The sequence below is a fragment of the Paraburkholderia sp. GAS199 genome, from assembly GCF_050436585.1.
In the GTDB taxonomy this organism is placed as follows: Bacteria; Pseudomonadota; Gammaproteobacteria; order Burkholderiales; family Burkholderiaceae; genus Paraburkholderia.
The window spans coordinates 181,647-202,199 of sequence record NZ_JBNDMM010000006.1 but is presented as its reverse complement, the minus strand read 5'-3'; the positions used below and the strand labels follow the sequence as shown (position 1 = coordinate 202,199).

Sequence of the window (20,553 nt, the reverse complement as noted above, 5' to 3'; positions counted from 1 at the left end):
CGGGATCAGGCTGCCAGATTGCGCGTCGCCGCGCCCGCCCAGGTGGCGGTCGATTCGCGCACGATCAGGCGCGGCGAGACCACCCGGCGGCGGCCCGGCGCGCGCGGATTACCGGTTGCCGTGCCGGCGATGCGTTCGATCAGCGTTTGCGCGGCCATGTCGCCGAGCGCGCGCACGGACTGGCCGACCGTCGAAAGCGCCGGATACGTGAAGCGTCCCAGTTCGATGTCGTCGAAGCCGATGATCGAGCAGTCGCGCGGCACGCTGATGTTGCGCTCGGCCGCCGCTCGCAGCGCGCCGATGCCCATCATGTCGTTGCCCGCGAAGATCGCCGTCGGGCGAACCGTGTCGAACAGCTGACCGGCCGCGCGATGGCCGCCCGTGCCGGAAAAGTCGCTTTCGACGATCGCGTCGGGCGGAATCTCGATGCCGCGCTCGGTCATCGCGCGAATGAAACCGTGCACCCGCATCGCGCTCACCGCCGTCTGAACCGGCCCGGTGATGCAGCCGATCTTCACGTGCCCGAGTTCCAGCAGATGACGCGTGGCGATATACGCGCCCTTCTCGTGGTCGATCTGCACGAGATCGGCGCTCAAGCCCTCGATATTGCGGTCGACGATCACGAGCGGCTCGCGCGCGTCGGCGAGCGTTTGCGCGAGCACGGCGTCGTCGCCCGCGGAAGCCACGATCAGGCCGTCGATGCGTTTTTCCTGCAGCACGCGCAGATAGTTACGCTGCTTGGCGGGATCGTCGTCGGAATTGCAGAAGAACACACAGTAGCCGTTGCGCGAGCAACCGTCCTCGATACCGCGCGCCAGTTCGGCGAAGTACGGATTGGTGCTGTTCGGCACCACCAGACCAATCGTCGCGGTCGCCTTCGCCTTGAGCGAACGGGCCACCGCCGACGGTACATAGTGAAGCTGACGGATCGCGTGCTCGACTTTTGCGCGCACGTCGGCCGACACCGGGCGCGAGTTGTTCACCACGTGCGAAACCGTCGTGAACGACACACCCGCCACAGCCGCTACATCCTTGATCGTCGCCATAACCTGTTGCTCTCCTGCCTGTTTTCCCGCCAGCCGCGCCAACTGGCGACCCGCCGGACGTCTTCATCAATGACAGACCAAAACCATGAAAACTTACGCTTTACCGCAATTCCCGCTTCGACTTCGTCCGATACGTTACTGTGTGGTCACGGTGTTGCCCGGTATGTCCTGCCTGCTCAAACCCGCTTGCGGCGGCTGCGATACGTGTCCAGCACCACGGCCACCACGATCACCGCGCCGGTGATCATCCGTTTGGTCGGCTCGTTCGCGCCGATCTGCGCGAGGCCGGCCGCCAGTACCGAGATGATCAAGACACCGAAAAACGTGCTGATGACCGAGCCGCGCCCGCCCATCAGACTCGTGCCGCCGATCACCACCGCCGCGATCACCTGCAGTTCCACGCCCTGGCCCGCGTTCGGGTCGGCCGCTTCCAGACGCGAAATCTGGAACAGCGCGGCGAGACCGGCGAGCGCGCCCATCAGCGCGAACACGATTACCTTGTAGGGACGCGGATTGACACCCGCGAGCCGTACCGCTTCCTCGTTCGTGCCGATGCCGACCAGGTAGCGGCCGAACACCGTGCGCGTCAGCACCAGCTGCGCGATGATCATCACCGCCACCGCGATCAGGAACGCCGGCGAGATGCCGAGCGCGATCGGGTTCGAGAGGAAATCGAACGCGTCGCCGATATAGGCCGTGCGCGAGTTCGTCATCTGGTACGCCATGCCGCGCGCCGCTTCCAGCACGCCGAGCGAGACGATGAACGACGGAATCCGCCAGCCCACCGTCACCGCGCCGGTCACCGTGCCGGTCAAGGCCGAGGCGGCGACGCCGAGCAACGCGGACGGCAGCGGCCCCCAGCCCCACTTGAGCGCAGCCACGCTCACCACCGAAGCGCCCAGCGCCAGCACCGAGCCGACCGACAGATCGATCCCGGCAATGATGAGCACGAAGGTCATGCCGACTGCCATCACCACCAGATCAGGGATCTGGTTGGCGATCGTGCTGAACGTGTCGTACGTCAGGAAGTGCGAACTGAGCAGCGAGAACAGCACGATCATGGCGAGCAACGCGCCGGCCAGACCCAGGTAATTCGAAAAGCCCAGCCGCGTGCCGGCCGGTTTGCCGCTCGCGAGCGGCGCGGAGGGATCGGCGGGCGGCGTGATCGTGCCCGTGTTACCCGCGCTGCCTGCCTTGCCTGCGCCCTGCTTGCCTTCCGATGCTTCGCGCAACGATTGATCCGTCATGACAAACTCCCTGCTTCATGGGTGTCGGGGGCGTGCAGCAACGCTTCGCGGCTGCGGTAGCCGGCGAAAGCCGCGGCCAGCAACGCATCCTGCGACCAGCTGTCGCGCTCGAAAAGCCCCGTCATGCTTCCCGCGGACATCACGCCGATCCGGTCGCAGATCAGCATCAGTTCGCGCAGGTCGCTCGACACCACGACGAGCGCGCGCCCTTCCCGGGCCAGCGCACCCATCAAACCGTAAATATCGAACTTCGCGCCGACGTCGATGCCGCGCGTAGGTTCGTCGAATAGCAGCACGTCGCAATCGCGCGCCAGCCAGCGGCCGATCACCACCTTCTGCTGGTTGCCGCCCGACAGCTCGCCCACGATCTGCCCGGGTCCCGAGCTGCGGATACGCATCGCGTCGATCTGCTTTTGCGCCAGCGCGTTTTCGCGCTTCGCATCCACCACGCCATGCCGCGCCACGCTGCCGATGTTGCCGAGCGAGACGTTGGCGGCGATCGGCTGCGGCAGCAGCAGACCTTCGCCCTTGCGGTCTTCGGTGATGAGCGCAATGCCGGCGCGCACCGCGTCGGACGGCGAAGCGATCTGCACCGGCTGCGGCGCGGCGCCCGGTTGCGGCGCCAGCATCACCGTGCCGCTGTCTTTCTGGTCGGCGCCGTAGATCAGCCGCATCAGCTCGGTACGTCCCGCGCCGATCAGCCCGCTGATGCCGAAAATCTCGCCGGCGCGCACCTCGAACGACACCTCGCGCACCGCCTTGCCACGCGTCAGCCGGTCCACCTTCAGCAGCGGCGCGCCGATGTTGCGCACGCCCAGATCGATGCGCTCGCCGATCTCACGGCCGACCATCCACGTGACGATCTGGTCGCTCGTGAGGTTGGCCATGGCGTCGACGTGCACCAGCTTGCCGTCGCGCAGCACGGCGATCTGCTCGGCCACCCGCGCCAGCTCTTCGAGCCGGTGCGAGATGTAGACCAGCGCGACGCCCCGCGCCTTCAGGCGATCGATCTGCTCGAACAGCAGATCGACTTCGCGCGCGGTCAGCATCGCGGTCGGCTCGTCGAGGATCAGCACGCGGCAGTCGTCGATCAGGTTGCGGGCGATCTCCACCATCTGCTGATGCCCGATACCGAGTTCGCCGACAAGCGTGTCCGGGTCGATCGCGTCGAGGCCGACCTGCGCCATCGCGAGACGCGCGTCTTCGCGCAGCTTGCGGCGGTCGATCCAGCCGAAACGGAAAGCGCCCGCCTGCGGCAGACGGTTCAGGAACAGGTTCTCCGCCACCGACAACGTGGGCAGCAGATTCAGCTCCTGCATCACCATGCGCACGCCGAGCGCTTCGGCCTCGGTACGGCTGCCCGGCGCATAGGGCGCGCCGCCGAGCCGCATCGTGCCCGCCGTCGGCTCGACCAGTCCACCGATGATTTTCGACAACGTACTCTTGCCCGCGCCGTTCTCGCCGGTCAACGCCAATACCTCGCCGGCGCGCAGCGACAGCGACACGTCGGCGAGCACCGGTTCGGCATAGGTCTTGCCGATGCCGCTGACGGACAGCACGGCGGGCAAGGTGTCTTGTTCGGTTGAATCCATTGCAATCCTGGTTCCGGGACTGACGGCGCCGCGTCATGCGAGCCGCTGAATGTGCAGATTGATCAGCGCTCGTATGAGGCGTCGCCCGACAGCCACGTGTCATGACGGCCCCTGCGCACTATGCGCGAGGCGCTTCCAGCCACGCCCCCTCCCGCTGCGCAGCCGCCGTCGTGACGCTTACCTCTGGAATTAACGGCGCCGCGAAAGCTTTCTTGAGCGTTTATTGAATAGCCGCGAATTCAGGGGGTTACGCCACATGTGCCGCTTCGGCGGGCGCCGCATCGGCCGCCGCCCCGGCGAATCCGCGAGCCGGGGCGTGGCGCTAGCTGGACTGGCTTACTTCGTCACCAGGTCGCACGGCGTTTCGACCACGCCGGACAACTGCGACTGCTTCTTGTGCTCGTTGAGCGCCTTCAAAGCGGTGTCGATACCGAACACGGCCTGCTTGGCGGCGTACTGGTCTGCCGTGGCGAGCACGCGGCCGTCTTTCAGCATCGGCTTGATCGCGTTGATGTTGTCGTAGCCGACCACCAGCACCTTGCCCTGCTTGCCTGCCGCGCGCACGGCAGATACCGCGCCGATCGCCATGTTGTCGTTACCGGCGAGCAGCGCCTTCAGGTTCGGGTACTCGTTGAGCATGGCCGACGCAACCGCGTTGCCCTTGTCGATTTCCCACTCGCCCGACTGCACCGAGACGACCTTCGCGCCGACGGTCTGCATGGCGTCCTTGAAGCCGGCCGTGCGTTGCTGCGCGTTGGTGGTGGTCGACACGCCTTCGATGATGCCGACTTCGTCACCCGACTTCAGCTTCCGGGCCAGGTAGTCGCCGACCTTCTGCGCGCCCTTGCGGTTGTCCGGACCGACGAACGGCACGTTCAGGTCTTTCGACTTGAGCACGTCCGGGTCGAGGCGGTTGTCGATGTTCACCACGATGATGCCGGCGTCCACGGCCTTCTTCACGACCGGCACCAGCGCTTTCGAATCGGCCGGCGCCAGCACGATCGCATCGACCTTCGAGACGATCATCTGTTCGACGATGCGGATCTGGTTGGCGGTGTCGGTTTCGTCCTTGATGCCGTTGGTGATCAGGTCGAACTGCGCGGGATTGTGCTTCTGATAATCCTTGGCGCCGTTTTCCATGGTCAGGAAGAACTCGTTGGCGAGCGACTTCATCACCAGCGCGACCTTCGGCTTATGAGCAGGCGCGGTCTGCGCGAAGGCGGACGAAAACGGCAAGGCGGTGGTCGCGGTGGCGAGGACAGCGGCCGCGAGCACGCGGCGGCGAATGCGATGGTTCATGCATATCTCCAGGTTTCTCGGCTCAAGGAGCCGTATTTTTAATTGCGCGCAAACGTTTGCGTGGCCTATTCTCAGCGCAGTCTGTTCGAATTGTCAACGATACGCGGTGCTGCAGTGCAACTGGACGCACAAAGTGCGCCGCTGCCCGCAGTCGTTCGATTCGGTCCGGCGCGGATGCGGCGTGCACCGGCAGACGGCGTTGTGGCAAAGGTCCCTCGCTTGGTCCGTGCTTGGCGGATAGACCGCCGGCGGCAGGTCAGCCGTCGACGGGCCGCCTATGCTGGACTTTTATTGCGCGCGGTGCAAGCGGGGACAACACGGGCGTGGGAAGGTCGCGTGGGAAGGTCGCGGTGCGGGTTGCCGTGCTGGTTAAAGCGAGACTTGCAGCACGCAAGCCTTGAAGACGGCGGCGAGCGGGTCTGGCAACCCGCTGCCGATCTGCCGCCCGTGAGTTTTCACCCTATGGCTTTACACGCTTTACAACCAGCCGGCCTTGCGGAAGCGCCAGTACAGCACGAGGTCGACGGAGAACATGACCGCCAGACAGATCGGATAGCCGTACTGGTAATGCAACTCCGGAATGCTCTGGAAGTTCATGCCGTAGATGCCGGCGATCATGGTCGGCACGGCGAACAGCGCGGCGAACGAGCCGAGCCGTTTGGTCACTTCGCTCTCGGCAAGCGAGATCATGCCGAGATTGACCTGCACCGCGGTAACGACCATTTCGCGGCGGCCGTCGATGATGCGCACGATGCGGTCGAGGTGATCGTAGACATCGCGGAAGTACGCCTGCATGCCTTCGCACACGCTGGGAATCCGGCCGCCCGTGAGCTTGCTGATGGCTTCCTGCAACGGCGCGATGTGGTGATGCAGGATCACCAGACGGCGCTTGAGGGAGTACAGATCCTGAATGATGGCGCGCGAGGCCGCCGAGTCGTTGCGGTCGAAAATGCGGTCTTCGAGTTCCTCGATCTCCGCGTTCACGTTTTCGATGATCGGGAAATAGCGGTCCACGATGTCGTCGGCCAGCGCGTACAGCACGAAGGCCGCCCCTTCCTTGAGCAGTTGCGGCTCGCGCTCGCAGCGCGCACGCACGTTCTGGAAACCGGCACGTGTGCCGCGCCGCACCGACAGCACGTAGTTGCTGCCCACGAACACATCCACTTCGCCGATCAGCAGATCGCCGTTTTCGTCTGTCTCGACGGTATGCATCACCGCGAACAGCGAGTCGCCGTATTCCTCGATCTTGGGACGTTGATGACCGTTCTGCGCGTCTTCGATGGCGAGTTCATGCAGCCCGAACTCGTGCTTCATGACCGCGAGTTCGCCCGGACCGGGGTCTTTCAGCGCGACCCAGACGAAGCACTCGGGCCGCGCCACGTAGTCGCTGATGTTGTCGATCTCGATGTCGGCCAGTTTTCGGCCGTCCTGATAGGCGGCGCAATTGATCAGCATGTTGGATTACCCTGGAAGCGGACCGGCGATGAGCCTCATGTAAGCTCGAGTAAGCTCGACGTCAGATCCGCATGAACGGTTGCACGATAGCCGTCATGTTAAGGGCTCTGCGTGAAGCTCATGTATCGAATTGTTAAAGCGCATCGTGCAAATGCAGCGCAGCAAAGTGACTGAGCGACGTTACTGCGCGACCCTGCGCAAACCGACACGATGATCTTCGTTGAAGCTGATCGAGGCGCGGTTGGTGTAGCGCGTGTCGGCCGTGACCGTGAAGCGCATTTCGATCACCGGATCGAACTGCGTCGATACGCCGATGCGATGCACGCCCGGACTCAGATAGAAGACCACGTGTTCGCCGTTCATGAGATCGGTGACCTGCTCGCCGTCGATGTACACGAGCGCATCGCGAAAGCGCACGATGACGTCGCGCGAACGTTCGCGCCGCACGTCCACCGGCACCAGACCGGTTGCGGCCTGCGTATAGCCGGCCCGCACGATGCGCGCGGCCGGCACTTCCTTGAACGGCACGGGATCGGCCGGGGCCGCCGCGCAGCCCGCCAGCCAGACAGACACGAGCGCAAAGGCATAAGCCAGGGCTCTGCGATGAAGAGGTGAACGCATCGGCATGCCGGTCTCCCGTGCTTCGTTATGGTTTGAGTTCGTGTCGTGCGCTTATGTCGTGCGTGATCCTGTTTGCGCATGGGTATCGCAGGCTTCGTATCCGATCATAACAACGCCGCGCCGCTTCGCCATCCTGGCCGAACGGCCAGCCCTCGCGCACGAGGTACAGCTTCTCGCGTTAGTTCGGGCCCGCCTGCCCCCCGCCTGCCCCCTCTTGCGCGGCGTGTCGTTCCTGGTCATGATCGCCGCAAAAGACGCCGTGCGCGCGCGCCGCCCTCTGCGGATTTACCCCTGGGTCCGGCGGCGCCCTTCATCGGGCAAGCCATGCTTTGCCGCGCACACCCTCAAGGAGGCCGCAATGTGGTACTTCACCTGGATTCTCGGTATCGGCGTGGCGCTCGGCTTCGGCATCATCAACGTGATGTGGCTGGAGGCCGGCGGCAAATTCGCGCGTGATCCGCAAGACGCTTCACCACCCGCATCCGACCACACGTCTTCATGACGCATCTGGTGTTTATCTGCGGCCACGCGGGCACCGGCAAGACCACGCTCGCGAAACGGCTGCTCGGTCCGCTGATGCAGGCGAGCGGTTCCCCTTTCTGCTTGCTCGACAAAGACACGCTCTACGGCGGCTACAGCGCGGCCGCGATGGCCATGCTGACGGGCGACGCGCAAGACCGCGACAGCCCGCTCTTCCTGCAGCATCTGCGCGACCCGGAATACCGCGGCTTGATCGACACGGCCCGCGAAAATCTCGACCTCGGCGTCGGTGCGCTCGTCGTCGCGCCGCTTTCGCGTGAAGTGCGCGAGCGGCGTCTGTTCGATCGCGCGTGGCTCGGCGTCGGCGCGGACGTCGTCTTGCGGGTGGTGTGGGTTTTCACGGAAGAAGAAACCGCGCGCCGGCGAATCCTGGCGCGCAACGATCCGAACGACGCCTACAAGCTCGCTCACTGGGACGAGTATCGCCAGCGCCGTTTCGTGCCCGAGTTGGACATCGCCCGCGATCTGCTGATGTTCGACAATACCGCCCCGACGTCCGCCGATATCGACGCGCTGCTGGCGCGGATAGTCGGCGCCGCGCAACCGGACGCGGGTTCGGGCAACATCATGCCGCCATTGCCGGTGTAGAACTGCCGCGCAAATAAAAAAGCCCCACGTCAGTGGGGCTTGGCGAAACTCAGACAGTCTCCATCGCGTGCAGCGATTGTCCTTCGTACAACTGGCCGAAGCGGTTGGCGAGGAAGTCGCGCAGCGACACCTGCTCCTGACGCACGAAACCTTTCTGCGGCAGCTTCTGTTCGCGGAACAGATCGAGCACTGCGCACATCGCGCCGGCCGTGGTGATCTGGATCGCGCTCATCGGCACGCCGCACACCGTTTTCGCAAAAATCTTGCGGGTGAAGACTTCCTGCACCAGTTGCCCGTCGCGCATGCCGCTCACGGTGATGAACACCAGCACCACGTCCTGAGCCGTGGCGGGCACCGAGCGGCGCAAAATATTCTTGAGGTTGTCGCGATCGGTCGACAGGCGCAGATCTTCCAGCAGGAACTGCATCAGGTTGCGATGCCCCGGATAACGCACCGACTTGTAATCGAGCGATTCCACGCGGCCCGACAGCGTTTCGCACAACGTACCCAGACCGCCCGACGTATTGAACGCCTCGTATTCGGTGCCGTCGAGCGAGAAGTGTTCGAGGCCTTCGAGCGGCTGCACCCACTGCGTGCGGCTGTCGCGAATCGCTTCGCACGGCTGGCAGTATTCGTTGATCAGTCCGTCGACACTCCACGTCAGGTTGTACTTCAACGCATTGGTCGGAAACTCCGGCAGCGCGCCCACGCGCATCTTCACGTCGCGGATTTCGCTGAAGCGGTTCGCGAGTTCGTGCGCGGCAATGCCGATGAAGCCCGGCGCCAGACCGCACTGCGGCATGAAGGCATGGTCGGCGTCGTCGGCGATGGCGCGGATCGCATGCGTGGCGCGCACGTCTTCGGTCAGATCGAAGTAATGCACGCCCGCGCCCTTGGCCGCCGACGCGACGTTCACCGCGAGGTAGTACGGCAGCGCGTTGATGAGCGCGTCGAAGCCCTGGATGGCCGCGCGCAGCACGGCGGCGTCCGCGGAATCGAGACGGTGGGTGGGAATGCCCTGGGCCGCGAGTTTGTCGAGCGCCTGCTGGTCGCGGTCGAACGCGACGACTTCGTAATCGCCGGTCTCACGCAACATGTGGGCGATGGTGTGACCGATCAGACCTGCACCAACGATGGCAACTTTCATGGGCTTCTCCTTTGTTTTCATAAACCGTCTCGAGCTCGGGAAACACGTCACGCATGATGCGTGGCGCCCGGTTGGCTGAACCTTCGATAGACAGTTTAGGGAGAAGCAAAAACAGTTCATACGCACAGAATGCTGCGTTATGACCATGAATTTCGACGTTATGACGAACCCGACATGCAATCCGTCGAAAACGTATAAAAATCGTATCAATGCGGCCGTTTCAATCGGGCCGCCATACGGTCAGCGGCGTGGCGCGCTCAGGTCATGCCGCGGTCGATCTTGCGCGCGAGAATGATCGAGGTGGTGGTGCGCTCCACGCCTTCCAGACCGCCGATCTGATCGAGCAGATCGTTCAGACGGTCGGGCGAATCGGCGCGCAGCCACGCGACGTAATCGAACTCGCCGCTCACGGCACACAACATCTGCACCTCGGGCATCTTGCCCAGGCGCTTCTGCACCGCCGGCCCATGTTTGGGCGCGATGATGATCCCGACATACGCCTGAATGCTCGAATCGAGCACGTCCTGACCGAGCCGCACGCTATAACCGGCGATCACATTGCTGCGTTCGAGCCGCGCAATGCGGGCGATCACGGTGGTCCGCGCCACGTCGAGCGTGCGCGCGAGATTGGCCACGCTTTCGCGCGCGTTGGCTTGCAGCAGCGCAACGAGGTTGCGGTCGAGGTCGTCGAGTTGATCGAGGCGCGGTGGTCTCATCGAGGGCACGTGAAGTTGGTCGGTATTGAAGCGGATTATCGCGCGTCTCGTGACGTGCGCGGCGGGTGATGCGGCGTTGTGTTCAGCCGTTGCATTCAGCTATCGCGTTCAGGCGCCGAAGCGTTCGATCACGAAGTCGATGAAGCTGGTGAGCTTCGGCGTCGCGCGACGGTCGGGTGGGTAGACGAGGTGTACCGGTGCGCCTTCCGGAAGATAGCCGTCCAGCACCGCGACGAGATCGCCGCTGGCGATCTCTTTGGCAAGCAGCGCCTCCGGTTGCAGCACCAGACCAAAACCGTGCAAGGCGGCCACCTTCAGCGCCTGACCGTTGTTGGCGCGAAATCGTCCGGCACGCAGTTGGTCTTCTTCGGTGGTTTCGCCGCCGAGCCGCCACAGTCCCTCGCGTCCCCAATGCAGGAAGCCGAGGCATTCGTGCTGCGCGAGGTCGGCGGGTATGCGCGGAATGCCCGCGCGCGCAAGATACGCCGGCGACGCGCACGCGCGCATGCGGTAAGGCCGCAACGGTCGCGCGATGAAACTCGAATCCGCCAGACGGCCAATCCGCACGGCGGCGTCGAAGCCCTCTTCCACCAGATCGACCACCCGGTTCGACAGATCGAGTTCGAGGCTCACGTCGGGCCACGCGTTCAGGTAGTCGGTCATGGCGGGCGCAAACACCTCGACGCCGTAAGTGAGCGGCACCGTCACCTTCAGCACGCCGCGCGGTGCGGCGGCCATGGCTTCGGCGAGCGACTCCGCCTGCCGGACGTCGGCCAGAATGCGCCGACACTGCTCGTAATATTGCCGCCCGATTTCAGTCAGACTTTGCCGACGCGTGGTGCGAGTGAGGAGCCGCGTAGCCAGTCGCGTCTCCAGCGAACGGATATGCTTGCCGACCATCGCCGACGAAATATCGAAGCGCTCGGCCGCCGCTGTCAGACTGCCGGCTTCGACGACCGCCACGAAGATTTCCATGCTGACGAATTTGTCCACCCGCTATTTCCTGTTCGTTTCGGTTGTAAGCGTTTGTCGCACTGCATTCGCATTGTAGGGATATCGTGATACTAATAGCGGCGACGGCGAAGTGGGCAGCCGGCCGCCTTGCATGCAAAACGCACGCAAGATGGGCCGCTCGCCATGCTCGCCCTGTCCCAATTCGAATAGACATCAGGAGTTTCGATGAAAAAAGCACTGGTAATGCTGGCCTCCGCCATCGCAATGAGCGGCGCGTTCGCCCAATCTTCCGCGCCGGCACCGGCCATGAGCGCCTCGGCGCCCGCGGCCAAGGCTGGCCATGAGCGCAATGTCGAAGACCGCATCGCCTACCTGCACACCCAGCTGAAGATCACGCCGGCGCAGGAAACGCAATGGAACGCCTTCGCCGATGTCATGCGCAACAACGGTCAGACGATGGGTCAGCTGTTTCAGCAGCGTAAGGCCGCGACCAACGTGTCGGCGCTCGACGACATGAAGCAATACGCCGATATCGCCCAGGCACACGCCGACGGCATGAAGAAGCTGGTCGACGCGTTCGATCCGCTTTACACCAGCTTCTCGCCGGAACAGAAGAAGCTGGCTGACGTGACCTTCCATCAGCCGGGCGGCGCAATGGGCGGTCCTCGTGGCGCGCATCGCGGCAAGCATGGCGCCGCCAAGGCCGCGCCCGCCAGCGACGCGGCAGTGAAGCCGTAATACGGCACGAGGTGATATCCGCGGTTTCGACTGCGGGTATCGCCCTGCAGGATTCGCGCGCGGCGCGGGATTTTTGCCGCGCGCGAACCTGCCTCACATGGCGATTACAATACCGCCATGACTGAACTGAAAAACATCGACCTGCGCCATGACGCAGACGCGGTCCGCGTCGTTAAAGACGAAACCGTGACCGTGGAATTCGCGGCGCTCGAAGGCGAACTGATGAGCCTGGAAGGCCCGAACCGCTACGCGGCTGGCGACGCGCTCATCACCGGCTCGACCGGCGACCGTTGGGTCGTCTCACGCGAACGCTTCGACGCCAAATATCTGCCCGCCAACGCCGCTTTGACACACGGCGAGCCCGGCCCTTATCGCAATCGTCCCGCCGTCCTGCTGGCTAAGGAAATGCACGAAGCCTTTTCCATGGCGCGCTCGGCGCAAGGCGGCGACGTTCTGCACGGCACCGCCGGCGACTGGATCATGCAATACGCACCCGGCGATTACGGCGTGGTGCAAGCTGCACGCTTCGCCAAGGTTTATCGACGCGCGGACTAGCATCCGAACCGCCGACCCAATCCGGCAGCGCGAAGCCGCCGGATTCGTTTAAAGGCCGCCGCAGCCCGCGGCACAGCCTCAGGCAAACTCTTCGCCCAGATCGACGGTGACTTCTTTCGGCACCGCCTCCCCATTCGCGTACTGTTCTTCGAGCGAGCCGATGCTCGCCTCGACGAAAGCGCGCAACACCGCGAAACTGCGGCCGCGCAAGCGCGCCGGCAACGCGCGATAGCGCGCCAGCGCCGCCGGCGCAATCACTACCGTCATTACGATCCGGCGCGCCGTCGAGCCGAAGCGCATCGCCACCCAATGGATCGCGAGCGTCGGCGTGCCGTCTTCGGCGGGACGCTGGATGAACTGCGTCTGTTCGGGAAACAGATCGCTGATGACGCGCGCCAATTCTTCGAACTCGGGATTCGCGCAGTCGTATTGGTAAGCTTCTTCCATGGAATATGCCGGGAATGTCGGTTGATTTGTCGTGGATTGTCGCGTGGCTGGCTCATGAACCGCAGTCATGAACCGCGGTCACGAGCGTCTCCGTCACGCGGCCAGCGCCGGGCGCCGGAAAGTTTTGAACAGCAGACCCGCCACGATCACTGCGCCGACGGCATAGACGCCGTCCACCGCCGCGAGCGGCACGAGACCCGCCTGAACCAGCGCGGCCGGCACGTCGACGAGCGCGTGCAGCGCAATCGCCAGCGGCAGGATACCGCGCCAGCCCGCGCGCACGCCGCGCCACATCAGCACCGACAAACCGATCTGGAACACCAGCGCCGCGACACGTTCGAGCGCGAAGATGCCGGCCGTCTGCGGCGTGAGGCTGGCGAGGATCACGTGAATGCGCATCACGGATTCAGCCGGCAGATTGCCGAGATAGCCGTCCAGTTCGCCACGGTTTTCGAAGATCGCGAACAGCACCCATTGAACCTGCACCAGCACGCCGACCAGCCACACTTCCGCGCCGCCGTGACCGAGACCGTAGGTGAGCCCGGTGCCGTCGCCGCTCGACGCCTTGGCGGCATCGGCGAGCGTGACGCCCTGCTTCGCGGCCGCCCGTTTGAGCAGCAGGCGCATACCGATGAAGCGCCCCACTTCCTCGCAGATACCCGCGGCCAGCGCGCCGTACACCACGAACGCCAGCGGATTGGACAGGAAGCTTGCGGTGGCTTCGTTGCGATGCAGGACGTAGTCGTTCAAGGCGCGCTCGATCACCATCGCGAAGAGCGCGAACACGGCGATGCCGGCGATCGCGTCGCGCGGATTCAGTGCGAGCGTGCGACGCAAACGTCGATAGATGAGAAACGGTAAGGCGGCGACGAAGAGCGTCGCGAGGGCGAGGCTCGTGAGGGTAATCGGTGCAACGACCATGAGTTTCCTTGCGATATCCGGCGCGCACCCGCTGCGCGCCGCAGCCCGAATGATCGCAGATCGGCGCGAACTCAGCCCGAAGTCGATGCGCGAACGATCAGTTCGCCTGGCAGCAGACAGTCTCGCGCAGTGGTCTGCACGCCTTCGATGCGCTCGTGCAGGAACTCGACCGCGCGATAGCCGATCTCGTAGGTCGGCTGACGGATCGTGGTGACGCCGGTCAGTTCGGCCCATTCGGGGTCGTCGATGGAGAGCAGCGCGGCGCGCGTCTGCCAGTCGGCGCCGTAGCGCGCTTTCAGATGCAAAGCGAGGCATAGCGCGACCGGCGCGTTGGCGGCGAACAGCGCGATGCGTCTGCCGGGAGCGACGGTGCGCCTGGCTTGACGATCTACGCCACCCGCCACACCCGCCGCCGCCTCGATCGCCCGATCCAGTTCGGCGAGGCTCGCCTGAACCGCTTCGGGATCGCCCAGATTCAACACCAGCGTACGGCCGCGCGCGTGAGCCTTACCGTTGCCGTTACCGTTGTTGCCCAGCACCTCGCGGAACGCCGCTTCGCGCAGATTGCGCGAACTGACCTGTTCGAACGGCTGTACGACGAACCAGATGTCGTCGAAGCCCTTTTCCAGCAGATGCCGCGTGCCGAGTTCCGCGGCGCCGCGGTTGTCGAGCCCGACCATGTCGGTCACGAGTCCGTCGACGGAACGGTCGACCAGCACCACCGGAATCCCGCCGGCGCCCACCGGCCGCAAGGTTTCTTCCCGCACGCCGAGCGCATTCACGATCACGCCTTCCACGCGGTACGTGGTGAGCAGTTGCAGATAGCGCCGCTCCATTTCCACTTCGTTGGCGGCGTGGCAGATCAGCGGCATCAGACCCAGCGCGTGACACGCCGCTTCCACGCCTTGCAGCACCTCGACCGTGTACGGGTTCGTCAGATCGGCGAGCAGCATGCCGATCAGCCGGTTGCGTCCGCGTTTGAGTCCGCGCGCCATCTGATTCGGCTGATAGTCGAGCCGCTGGATGGCCGCCTCGATGCGCGCGCGCAGTTCGGGCGACAGCACGCTCATCTCGCCGTTCAGGTAGCGCGAAATGCTGGTCTTGCCGGTGCCGGCTTCGCGCGCGACATCGGTGATGGTCGCGCGGCGGGCAGTGGCCAGAGGCGCGGCGCTCATTGCTTGTGCTGCCCCAGCACGTCGCGGTTGACGATGTTCACGGCCAGCGTGCCGTCGAGCGCGGCCACCAGATTCTCCGCCGCGTTGAGCGCCATGGCGTGACGCGTCTCGTGCGTGGCGGAACCGATATGCGGCAGCGCCACCACGTTCGGCATGGTCAGCAGCGGCGAGTCGGCCGGCAACGGTTCGGTTTCGAAGACGTCGAGCCCCGCGGCGTGAATCGTGCCGTTGCGCAAGGCGTCGATCAGGGCCGCTTCGTCGACCGTCGCGCCGCGCGACGCGTTGATCAGGATCGCGCTTTTTTTCATCGACCGGAGTTCGGCCGCGCCGATCATATGCTTCGTTTCCGGCGTGAGCGGCACCTGCAGACAGACGAAGTCAGCACTCGCCAGCAGTTCGGCCAGTTCGACGCGGCGCGCGCCGTACTGTTGCTCGGCCTGCGCGTTCGGGCTGCGATTCGTGTAAAGCACCTTCATGTTGAAGCCGAGCGCGGCACGCCGGGCGACCGCACCGCCGATGCGACCCAGTCCGACGATGCCGAGCGTCTTGCCCTGCACGTCCACGCCGAAATGCGCGGGGCCGATGCTGTGCTTCCACTGCCCCGCCTTCACCCAGTCGGCGAGTTCGACCACTCGCCGCGCGGAGGCGAGGATCAGCGAGAACACCGTGTCGGCGGTGGATTCGGTCAGCACGTCCGGCGTGTGCGCGAGCACGATGCCGCGACGCGTGAGGTCCGCCACGTCGAACTGGTCGAAGCCTACCGAGATGGTCGAGAGCGCCTTCAGCCGCGACGCGCCTTCGAGCATCTCCGACGTGATCTTCACGCTCGAACCGATGCCGCCGTCCGCGTCGCGCAACGCGGCGACGAACGTGTCGTGCTGCGTGGGATCGACCTGCACGACTTCAGCGTGTTGCTGCAGATACGCGAGCACGTCTTCGGGCAACGACTTCCAGGCGACGATCTTCTTCATCAGCTTATTTTCCTTGCAACGGTGTGGCGAGCGGCGAAGCATTCGCCGCTGCCGGTTGGGACTGAGCCTGCGGTTTGACGATCAGCGTCAGGATCACGGCGGCGACCAGCGCCACGCTCATGAAAGCATACGACGCCGCCGGCGAGCCGGTCGCGCCGTTCAGATAGCCGACCACGTACGAGCCGACGAACGAACCCAGCGCGCCCATGCTGTTGATCAGCGCCATCGCGCCGCCCGCGACGTTTTTCGGCAGCAGTTCCGGCACGATCGCGAAGAACGGGCCGTACGGCGCATACATCGCGGCGCCCGCGATCACCAGCAGACTGTACGACAGCCAGAAGTGCGTCGAGCCGAGCGCGTAAGACGCGGCGAAAGCCACCGCACCGACCAGCAGGAACGGCCACACGAACACCTTGCGGCGGTTGAGTTTATCCGATGCCCACGAAGCCGCCAGCATCGCAATCGTTGCGGCGAGATACGGCAGCGCCGAGAGCCAGCCGGTTTCGACCATGCCGAGCGTCGAACCGTTCTTCAGGATCGACGGCAGCCACAGCACGAAACCGTACACACCGATGCTCCAGCAGAAATACTGCGCGCACAGCTTGATCACCGCGGGCGTGCGGAAGGCCTCGCTGTAATTGCGCACCGGTTTGATGGCGGCCTGCTCGGCGCGCAGGGTCTCCGCGAGATCGCGCTTTTCCTGTTGCGTGAGCCACGAGACCTGCTCCGGCTTGTCGCGCACGATGAACCACCAGCAGATGGCCCACAGAATCGCGGGCGCGCCTTCGGCGATGAACATGTGACGCCAGCCGAACGAATGCACCAGATAGCCCGACACCACCGACATCCACAGCACGGTCACCGGATTGCCGAGAATCAGGAAGGTGTTGGCACGCGAGCGCTCGCTTTTGGTGAACCAGTTGCTGATGAAAATCAGCATGGCGGGCATGACCGCGGCTTCGACCACGCCGAGCACGAAGCGGATCACCATCAGCGAAGGAATATTGCTGACCATGCCGGTGAGCGACGCGCAGCCGCCCCACAGCACGAGGCTCCAGAACACCAGCTTCTTCACGCTGCGGCGTTCCGCGTAGATCGCGCCCGGAATCTGGAAGAAGAAGTAGCCGAGGAAGAACAGCGCGCCGATCAGCGAAGACAAGCCCTTGCTGATGCCGAGATCCTGATTGATGCCGGCGGCCGAGGCGAAACCGAAGTTCGCGCGATCGAGATAAGCGAGGCTGTACGTGATGAAAACGATCGGCATGATCGTCCACCAACGGCGAATCGCAAGCGATGAGGTCATGGTGTCTCCTGTGACAGCGTCCCGAAACGTGAAAGAGGTCATGGGGCGCTATGCGAGCGCTCTTGCTGTTATGGGTCCGGCGTCGACCGACGAGCCGACGACGCTGCTCAGGCTGCGGCAGCGGCGGCCGGCTCGGCGCGGGCGGCTTCCAGCGCATCGAGTTCCGCGCGGCCCGGCAGGCCTTCCGAATCGCCGATCACCTGGATCGCCAGCGCGCCGATGCGGTTGCCGCGCGCCACCGCGTCCGGCAAGGACTTGCCTTCGAGCAGCGCGCTCACCACGCCGACCGCGAAGCCATCGCCCGCGCCGACGGTGTCCACCACCTTCGCGACCGGCTGGCCCGCGACGGTGCCAAAGGAATCGGCGGAATCGGCGGTGCGAAAGTACGCGCCTTGCGCGCCGAGCTTGATGATGACGCCGCGCGCGCCCCGGTCGAGGTAGAACTTCGCGATATCGTCGGGCTGGGTGTAGCCGGTCAGAATCTCGCCTTCGCCGATGCCCGGCAGCACCCAGTCGGCGAAGCCGGCCAGCGCGTTCAGACCTTCGACCATCGCCGCGCGCGAGGGCCACAGCGTCGGGCGCAGGTTCGGGTCGAAGGAAATCGTCTTGCCTGCGGCACGCATTTCGCGCGCCAGATGGAAGGCGAGTTCGCGCGAGCTCGCGGAAATCGCGGGCGCCACGCCGGTCAGATGCAGATGACGCGCGCCGAGCACGTAGTCGGCCGCGTAGTCGTCGAGCGACAGATGACTCGCCGCCGAGCCCTTGCGGAAGTATTCGATGGCCGGATCGCTGCCGTCGTCGTTCTTCGATTTCAGCTGGAAGCCAGTCGGATAACGTTCGTCGGTAACGACGCAGCGCTGGTCGATGCCTTCCTTGGTCAGCGTGTCGCGCACGAACTGGCCGAACGAATCGTTGCCCACGCGGCTCATCCAGCCCACCTTGAAGCCGAGGCGCGACAGGCCGATCGCCACGTTCAGGTCGGCGCCCGCCACGCGCCTCGTGAACTGGCCGACGGCGGCGAGCGGTCCGGTTTCGGCCGCCACGAACATGGCCATGGCTTCACCGTAGGTGACGACGTCGAGTGCTGCGCTTGTGTTGCTCATGCTTCGCTCCTGCCTGTTTCGTGCGTGTTGCGCGTTCGGTGTTGCTTATTTCGGTGTTGCTTTCAGCTTGTTGCGTGCCTGCGTGCTTCCGTCAGGCGTATTTTTCGATTGCTCTCTCAGGTCCTGCATGCCGCCGTCAGGCGGCGGCCAGCCATGCGACGTAATGCGCCGCGTCCGAATCGATACGGTTCGTATCGAACGGAAATTCGATGCCGCGCGGGACGTCGCGCGGCAGGTTGTTCAGTACCGCTGCGAATTGCGGATCGTCGGCGGCGGGCGCGGCGGGAAAACGTCGCGCACCCTCGCCCACGGCCGTCTTGCAGTGGATGTATTCGACATGCGCCGCCAGCGGCTTCGTTGCGTCGAGCGGCGCGACGTCGCGCCAGGCCCAGTTGCCGATATCGAAGGTCATGCCGAGCACGTCGCCGTGACCTTCGCGCGCGAGCGCCTCGAAGAGCCCGGTAAATTGCGCGAGCGATCCGCCTTCGGCCAGTTGCCCGTTTTCGACGACGAGCCGCGCCTGCATGCCGCGCGTCGCCTCGGCAATCGCGCTGCCGTGCGCTTGAGCACACGCACCGCCCATGCCGCCCGCGCCGCCAAAACCGCCGAGTTGCAATTTGACAAAACGCGCGCCGAGCGCGTCGGCCTCGCTGCACGCGAGACGCAGCGCCGCGAGATCGAGTTCGCCTGCGCCGGTGTATAGCGAATCGGGCGTGGAATACACCGACCAGAGGCCGAGTCCGTCGATCGTCTCGCCGAGTGCGCGAAGCGCCGGCAAGGACGCGTCGGCCTGGTCCGCGAAAAGCTCGCGGCGCACCTCGAAGCCGCGCGCGCCGGCCGCTGCCGCCGCGTGCGCCCAACGCGCATGGCCGGCCGCGCGCACCGCGTCCATGCCAAAAGCGCTTGCCACGATCACTACATCCAAAGCGTCAGCCATGTCGAATCACCAGCCCTGGTACTTGCCACATTGTTCGTTGAACTGCTTGGAACCGGTTCCAGATTCCAGCCAAAAAAATGCGCCGCAGCGCTTTCAATACCGAATAGTGCGCCGGGCGCGTAGCGATGCACCATAGTGGAAATCCCCAGGCGCGCCCTTCGGCGCCCATTCTCACGCTGCTGCTTCGCCCGCGAGACACAGCGCCAGAAACTGCTCGACCACGCGCGACGGTGCGCTGGCGTGCGGCACGAGAATCGACAGCCGGCGCGTCAGCGGCTCGGGACTCAGCGACAGAAGACGCAACGCGCCGTCTTCATGCCGCATCGACATGGCCGACACGAAACCGATGCCCATGCCGGCCCGCACGGCTTCCTTGACGCCTTCCACACCGGCGATTTCCAGCGCCACTCGCATCGGCACGCCGGCCCGCGCAAAGGCGCGCTCGACGATCTGCCGCACGGCCGACCCCGCCTCGCGCACCACCAGCGGATGACCGCCGAGCGCCGCCAGCTCGACCTTCGCATTGCTCGCCACGACACCGCCGTCTGCCGGCCCGGCGGTCCGGTCATTGCGCTGGGCGAGCGGATGCCCGGCCGGCATGATCGCGACGATCTCGTCCTGACGCCACGCGTGAACCGCGGTATCGGGCGGCAAATCGGCGCTCACCGGACCTTCGATCATCGCAATGTCCACCGAACCGAGCGCGCCGACGATTTCCGTGGTGTTGCCGTCGGCGGTATGCAGGGTGACGTCGGGAAAGCGCTGACGGAAGTCGGCGATCAGATAAGGCAGCAGATAGCTCGCCGGCGTCGTGCTCGCGCCGATCCGCAAGGTGCCCTGCTCCAGACCGCGCAATGCGTCGCGGTAGGCGTGCGCCTGCCGCCAGGTGTCACGCAGACGGGCGGCGTAGCTCGCCAGCTGCTCGCCGGCCGGCGTGAGCCGCACGCCACGGCCGTCCCGCTGATACAGCGGTTCGCCGAATTCGTCCTGCAACTGCCGCAACTGCCCTGACACCGCGGGCTGCGACAGATGCAGCGCCAGCGCCGCCCGGCTGATGTTGCGATGCTCGGCGACGGCGGCGAACGTTATAAGTTGGTCTGGGGTCATGGCACGTGAAGTATCAGTTCAACCGATACTTTACATCCTAAATCATGATTTTTCATATCGATATATCTAATTTAGGATAAGCCCATCGAAT

At 64.8% G+C, this 20,553-nt stretch carries 21 protein-coding genes; 4 read left to right on the top strand and 17 right to left on the bottom strand.

The genetic code is table 11. The features are described 5' to 3' along the window. Positions 1–5: 5 nt before the first annotated feature. From P3T18_RS22930 to P3T18_RS22905, 6 genes are all read right to left on the bottom strand, one after another. The gene (locus tag P3T18_RS22930) at positions 6–1,046 is read right to left on the bottom strand and encodes a LacI family DNA-binding transcriptional regulator (protein ID WP_429302254.1); all 1,041 of its coding nucleotides are present in this window, start codon (positions 1,044–1,046) and stop codon (positions 6–8) included. A gap of 176 nt (positions 1,047–1,222) precedes the next feature. Further along, entirely contained in the window at positions 1,223–2,293 is a 1,071-nt protein-coding gene (locus P3T18_RS22925) for an ABC transporter permease (RefSeq protein WP_429302253.1), read from the bottom strand. Next, positions 2,290–3,885 carry a sugar ABC transporter ATP-binding protein gene (locus tag P3T18_RS22920; RefSeq protein WP_429302252.1) on the bottom strand — a complete coding sequence of 532 codons (1,596 nt, stop codon included), beginning with the start codon at positions 3,883–3,885 and terminating at the stop codon, positions 2,290–2,292. Before P3T18_RS22920 ends, P3T18_RS22925 begins: the two co-directional genes overlap by 4 nt. A gap of 336 nt (positions 3,886–4,221) precedes the next feature. Further along, entirely contained in the window at positions 4,222–5,184 is a 963-nt protein-coding gene (locus tag P3T18_RS22915) for a sugar ABC transporter substrate-binding protein (RefSeq protein ID WP_429302251.1), read from the bottom strand. Between the two features lie 477 nt (positions 5,185–5,661). Continuing rightward, complete coding sequence (gene corA, locus P3T18_RS22910) at positions 5,662–6,639, bottom strand: magnesium/cobalt transporter CorA (protein ID WP_429302250.1); 978 nt, start codon at positions 6,637–6,639, stop codon at positions 5,662–5,664. A 180-nt stretch (positions 6,640–6,819) separates the two neighbouring features. After that, complete coding sequence (locus P3T18_RS22905; RefSeq protein ID WP_429302249.1) at positions 6,820–7,260, bottom strand: hypothetical protein; 441 nt, start codon at positions 7,258–7,260, stop codon at positions 6,820–6,822. A 358-nt stretch (positions 7,261–7,618) separates the two neighbouring features. On the opposite strand from P3T18_RS22905, the gene cydX reads away from it, so the two are divergent. Together cydX and P3T18_RS22895 are read left to right on the top strand one after the other, a co-directional pair. Then, positions 7,619–7,762, top strand: coding sequence for a cytochrome bd-I oxidase subunit CydX (gene cydX / locus P3T18_RS22900; protein WP_429302538.1), 144 nt, complete (start codon positions 7,619–7,621; stop codon positions 7,760–7,762). Further along, a complete protein-coding gene (locus tag P3T18_RS22895) occupies positions 7,759–8,388 on the top strand; it encodes an AAA family ATPase (RefSeq protein WP_429302248.1) in 630 nt (209 codons plus the stop codon). Before cydX ends, P3T18_RS22895 begins: the two co-directional genes overlap by 4 nt. A gap of 49 nt (positions 8,389–8,437) precedes the next feature. On the opposite strand, the gene P3T18_RS22890 is transcribed toward P3T18_RS22895, so the two are convergent. From P3T18_RS22890 to P3T18_RS22880, 3 genes are all read right to left on the bottom strand, one after another. Continuing rightward, entirely contained in the window at positions 8,438–9,535 is a 1,098-nt protein-coding gene (locus P3T18_RS22890) for a saccharopine dehydrogenase C-terminal domain-containing protein (protein WP_429302247.1), read from the bottom strand. Between the two features lie 257 nt (positions 9,536–9,792). Then, on the bottom strand, positions 9,793–10,251 hold the full coding sequence (locus P3T18_RS22885; protein WP_429302246.1) for an Lrp/AsnC family transcriptional regulator: 459 nt from the start codon (positions 10,249–10,251) through the stop codon (positions 9,793–9,795). Positions 10,252–10,359: 108 nt separating this feature from the next. Further along, entirely contained in the window at positions 10,360–11,244 is an 885-nt protein-coding gene (locus P3T18_RS22880) for a LysR family transcriptional regulator (RefSeq protein WP_429302245.1), read from the bottom strand. A 186-nt stretch (positions 11,245–11,430) separates the two neighbouring features. Here P3T18_RS22880 and P3T18_RS22875 point away from each other — a divergent pair, with 186 nt between their 5' ends. Beyond that, positions 11,431–11,943 carry a Spy/CpxP family protein refolding chaperone gene (locus P3T18_RS22875; RefSeq protein WP_429302244.1) on the top strand — a complete coding sequence of 171 codons (513 nt, stop codon included), beginning with the start codon at positions 11,431–11,433 and terminating at the stop codon, positions 11,941–11,943. 117 nt (positions 11,944–12,060) lie between these two features. After that, positions 12,061–12,498 (top strand): PGDYG domain-containing protein, encoded by a 438-nt coding sequence (locus tag P3T18_RS22870; protein ID WP_429302243.1) that lies wholly within the window; start codon positions 12,061–12,063, stop codon positions 12,496–12,498. 78 nt (positions 12,499–12,576) lie between these two features. Here P3T18_RS22870 and P3T18_RS22865 read toward each other — a convergent pair whose 3' ends face one another. The 8 genes from P3T18_RS22865 to P3T18_RS22830 all read right to left on the bottom strand — a co-directional run bounded on the left by P3T18_RS22865 (position 12,577) and on the right by P3T18_RS22830 (position 20,462). Continuing rightward, entirely contained in the window at positions 12,577–12,945 is a 369-nt protein-coding gene (locus P3T18_RS22865) for a DUF3022 domain-containing protein (RefSeq protein WP_429302242.1), read from the bottom strand. A gap of 93 nt (positions 12,946–13,038) precedes the next feature. After that, positions 13,039–13,866 (bottom strand): YhfC family intramembrane metalloprotease, encoded by an 828-nt coding sequence (locus tag P3T18_RS22860; RefSeq protein ID WP_429302241.1) that lies wholly within the window; start codon positions 13,864–13,866, stop codon positions 13,039–13,041. A 71-nt stretch (positions 13,867–13,937) separates the two neighbouring features. Continuing rightward, on the bottom strand, positions 13,938–15,041 hold the full coding sequence (locus P3T18_RS22855) for a LacI family DNA-binding transcriptional regulator (protein ID WP_429302240.1): 1,104 nt from the start codon (positions 15,039–15,041) through the stop codon (positions 13,938–13,940). Further along, the gene (locus tag P3T18_RS22850; RefSeq protein WP_429302239.1) at positions 15,038–16,012 is read right to left on the bottom strand and encodes a 2-hydroxyacid dehydrogenase; all 975 of its coding nucleotides are present in this window, start codon (positions 16,010–16,012) and stop codon (positions 15,038–15,040) included. The genes P3T18_RS22855 and P3T18_RS22850 overlap by 4 nt, the downstream gene beginning before the upstream one ends. Before the next feature lie 4 nt (positions 16,013–16,016). After that, positions 16,017–17,315, bottom strand: coding sequence for an MFS transporter (locus P3T18_RS22845; RefSeq protein WP_429302238.1), 1,299 nt, complete (start codon positions 17,313–17,315; stop codon positions 16,017–16,019). 107 nt (positions 17,316–17,422) lie between these two features. Further along, positions 17,423–18,418: a sugar kinase gene (locus P3T18_RS22840; protein WP_429302237.1), complete on the bottom strand. Its 996-nt coding sequence runs from the start codon at positions 18,416–18,418 to the stop codon at positions 17,423–17,425. A 136-nt stretch (positions 18,419–18,554) separates the two neighbouring features. Further along, positions 18,555–19,355, bottom strand: coding sequence for a sugar phosphate isomerase/epimerase (locus P3T18_RS22835; protein WP_429302236.1), 801 nt, complete (start codon positions 19,353–19,355; stop codon positions 18,555–18,557). 171 nt (positions 19,356–19,526) lie between these two features. Next, positions 19,527–20,462: a LysR family transcriptional regulator gene (locus P3T18_RS22830; protein WP_429302235.1), complete on the bottom strand. Its 936-nt coding sequence runs from the start codon at positions 20,460–20,462 to the stop codon at positions 19,527–19,529. Positions 20,463–20,553 lie beyond the last annotated feature (91 nt).

Excerpts from the sequence above, each read along its gene's own strand:
- P3T18_RS22930 (WP_429302254.1), bottom strand. The coding sequence starts at position 1,046 with ATGGCGACGATCAAGGATGTAGCGGCTGTGGCGGGTGTGTCGTTCACG.
- P3T18_RS22925 (WP_429302253.1), bottom strand. The coding sequence starts at position 2,293 with ATGACGGATCAATCGTTGCGCGAAGCATCGGAAGGCAAGCAGGGCGCA.
- P3T18_RS22920 (WP_429302252.1), bottom strand. The coding sequence starts at position 3,885 with ATGGATTCAACCGAACAAGACACCTTGCCCGCCGTGCTGTCCGTCAGC.
- P3T18_RS22915 (WP_429302251.1), bottom strand. The coding sequence starts at position 5,184 with ATGAACCATCGCATTCGCCGCCGCGTGCTCGCGGCCGCTGTCCTCGCC.
- corA (WP_429302250.1), bottom strand. The coding sequence starts at position 6,639 with ATGCTGATCAATTGCGCCGCCTATCAGGACGGCCGAAAACTGGCCGAC.
- P3T18_RS22905 (WP_429302249.1), bottom strand. The coding sequence starts at position 7,260 with ATGCGTTCACCTCTTCATCGCAGAGCCCTGGCTTATGCCTTTGCGCTC.
- cydX (WP_429302538.1), top strand. The coding sequence starts at position 7,619 with ATGTGGTACTTCACCTGGATTCTCGGTATCGGCGTGGCGCTCGGCTTC.
- P3T18_RS22895 (WP_429302248.1), top strand. The coding sequence starts at position 7,759 with ATGACGCATCTGGTGTTTATCTGCGGCCACGCGGGCACCGGCAAGACC.
- P3T18_RS22890 (WP_429302247.1), bottom strand. The coding sequence starts at position 9,535 with ATGAAAGTTGCCATCGTTGGTGCAGGTCTGATCGGTCACACCATCGCC.
- P3T18_RS22885 (WP_429302246.1), bottom strand. The coding sequence starts at position 10,251 with ATGAGACCACCGCGCCTCGATCAACTCGACGACCTCGACCGCAACCTC.
- P3T18_RS22875 (WP_429302244.1), top strand. The coding sequence starts at position 11,431 with ATGAAAAAAGCACTGGTAATGCTGGCCTCCGCCATCGCAATGAGCGGC.
- P3T18_RS22870 (WP_429302243.1), top strand. The coding sequence starts at position 12,061 with ATGACTGAACTGAAAAACATCGACCTGCGCCATGACGCAGACGCGGTC.
- P3T18_RS22865 (WP_429302242.1), bottom strand. The coding sequence starts at position 12,945 with ATGGAAGAAGCTTACCAATACGACTGCGCGAATCCCGAGTTCGAAGAA.
- P3T18_RS22860 (WP_429302241.1), bottom strand. The coding sequence starts at position 13,866 with ATGGTCGTTGCACCGATTACCCTCACGAGCCTCGCCCTCGCGACGCTC.
- P3T18_RS22855 (WP_429302240.1), bottom strand. The coding sequence starts at position 15,041 with ATGAGCGCCGCGCCTCTGGCCACTGCCCGCCGCGCGACCATCACCGAT.
- P3T18_RS22850 (WP_429302239.1), bottom strand. The coding sequence starts at position 16,012 with ATGAAGAAGATCGTCGCCTGGAAGTCGTTGCCCGAAGACGTGCTCGCG.
- P3T18_RS22845 (WP_429302238.1), bottom strand. The coding sequence starts at position 17,315 with ATGACCTCATCGCTTGCGATTCGCCGTTGGTGGACGATCATGCCGATC.
- P3T18_RS22840 (WP_429302237.1), bottom strand. The coding sequence starts at position 18,418 with ATGAGCAACACAAGCGCAGCACTCGACGTCGTCACCTACGGTGAAGCC.
- P3T18_RS22835 (WP_429302236.1), bottom strand. The coding sequence starts at position 19,355 with ATGGCTGACGCTTTGGATGTAGTGATCGTGGCAAGCGCTTTTGGCATG.
- P3T18_RS22830 (WP_429302235.1), bottom strand. The coding sequence starts at position 20,462 with ATGACCCCAGACCAACTTATAACGTTCGCCGCCGTCGCCGAGCATCGC.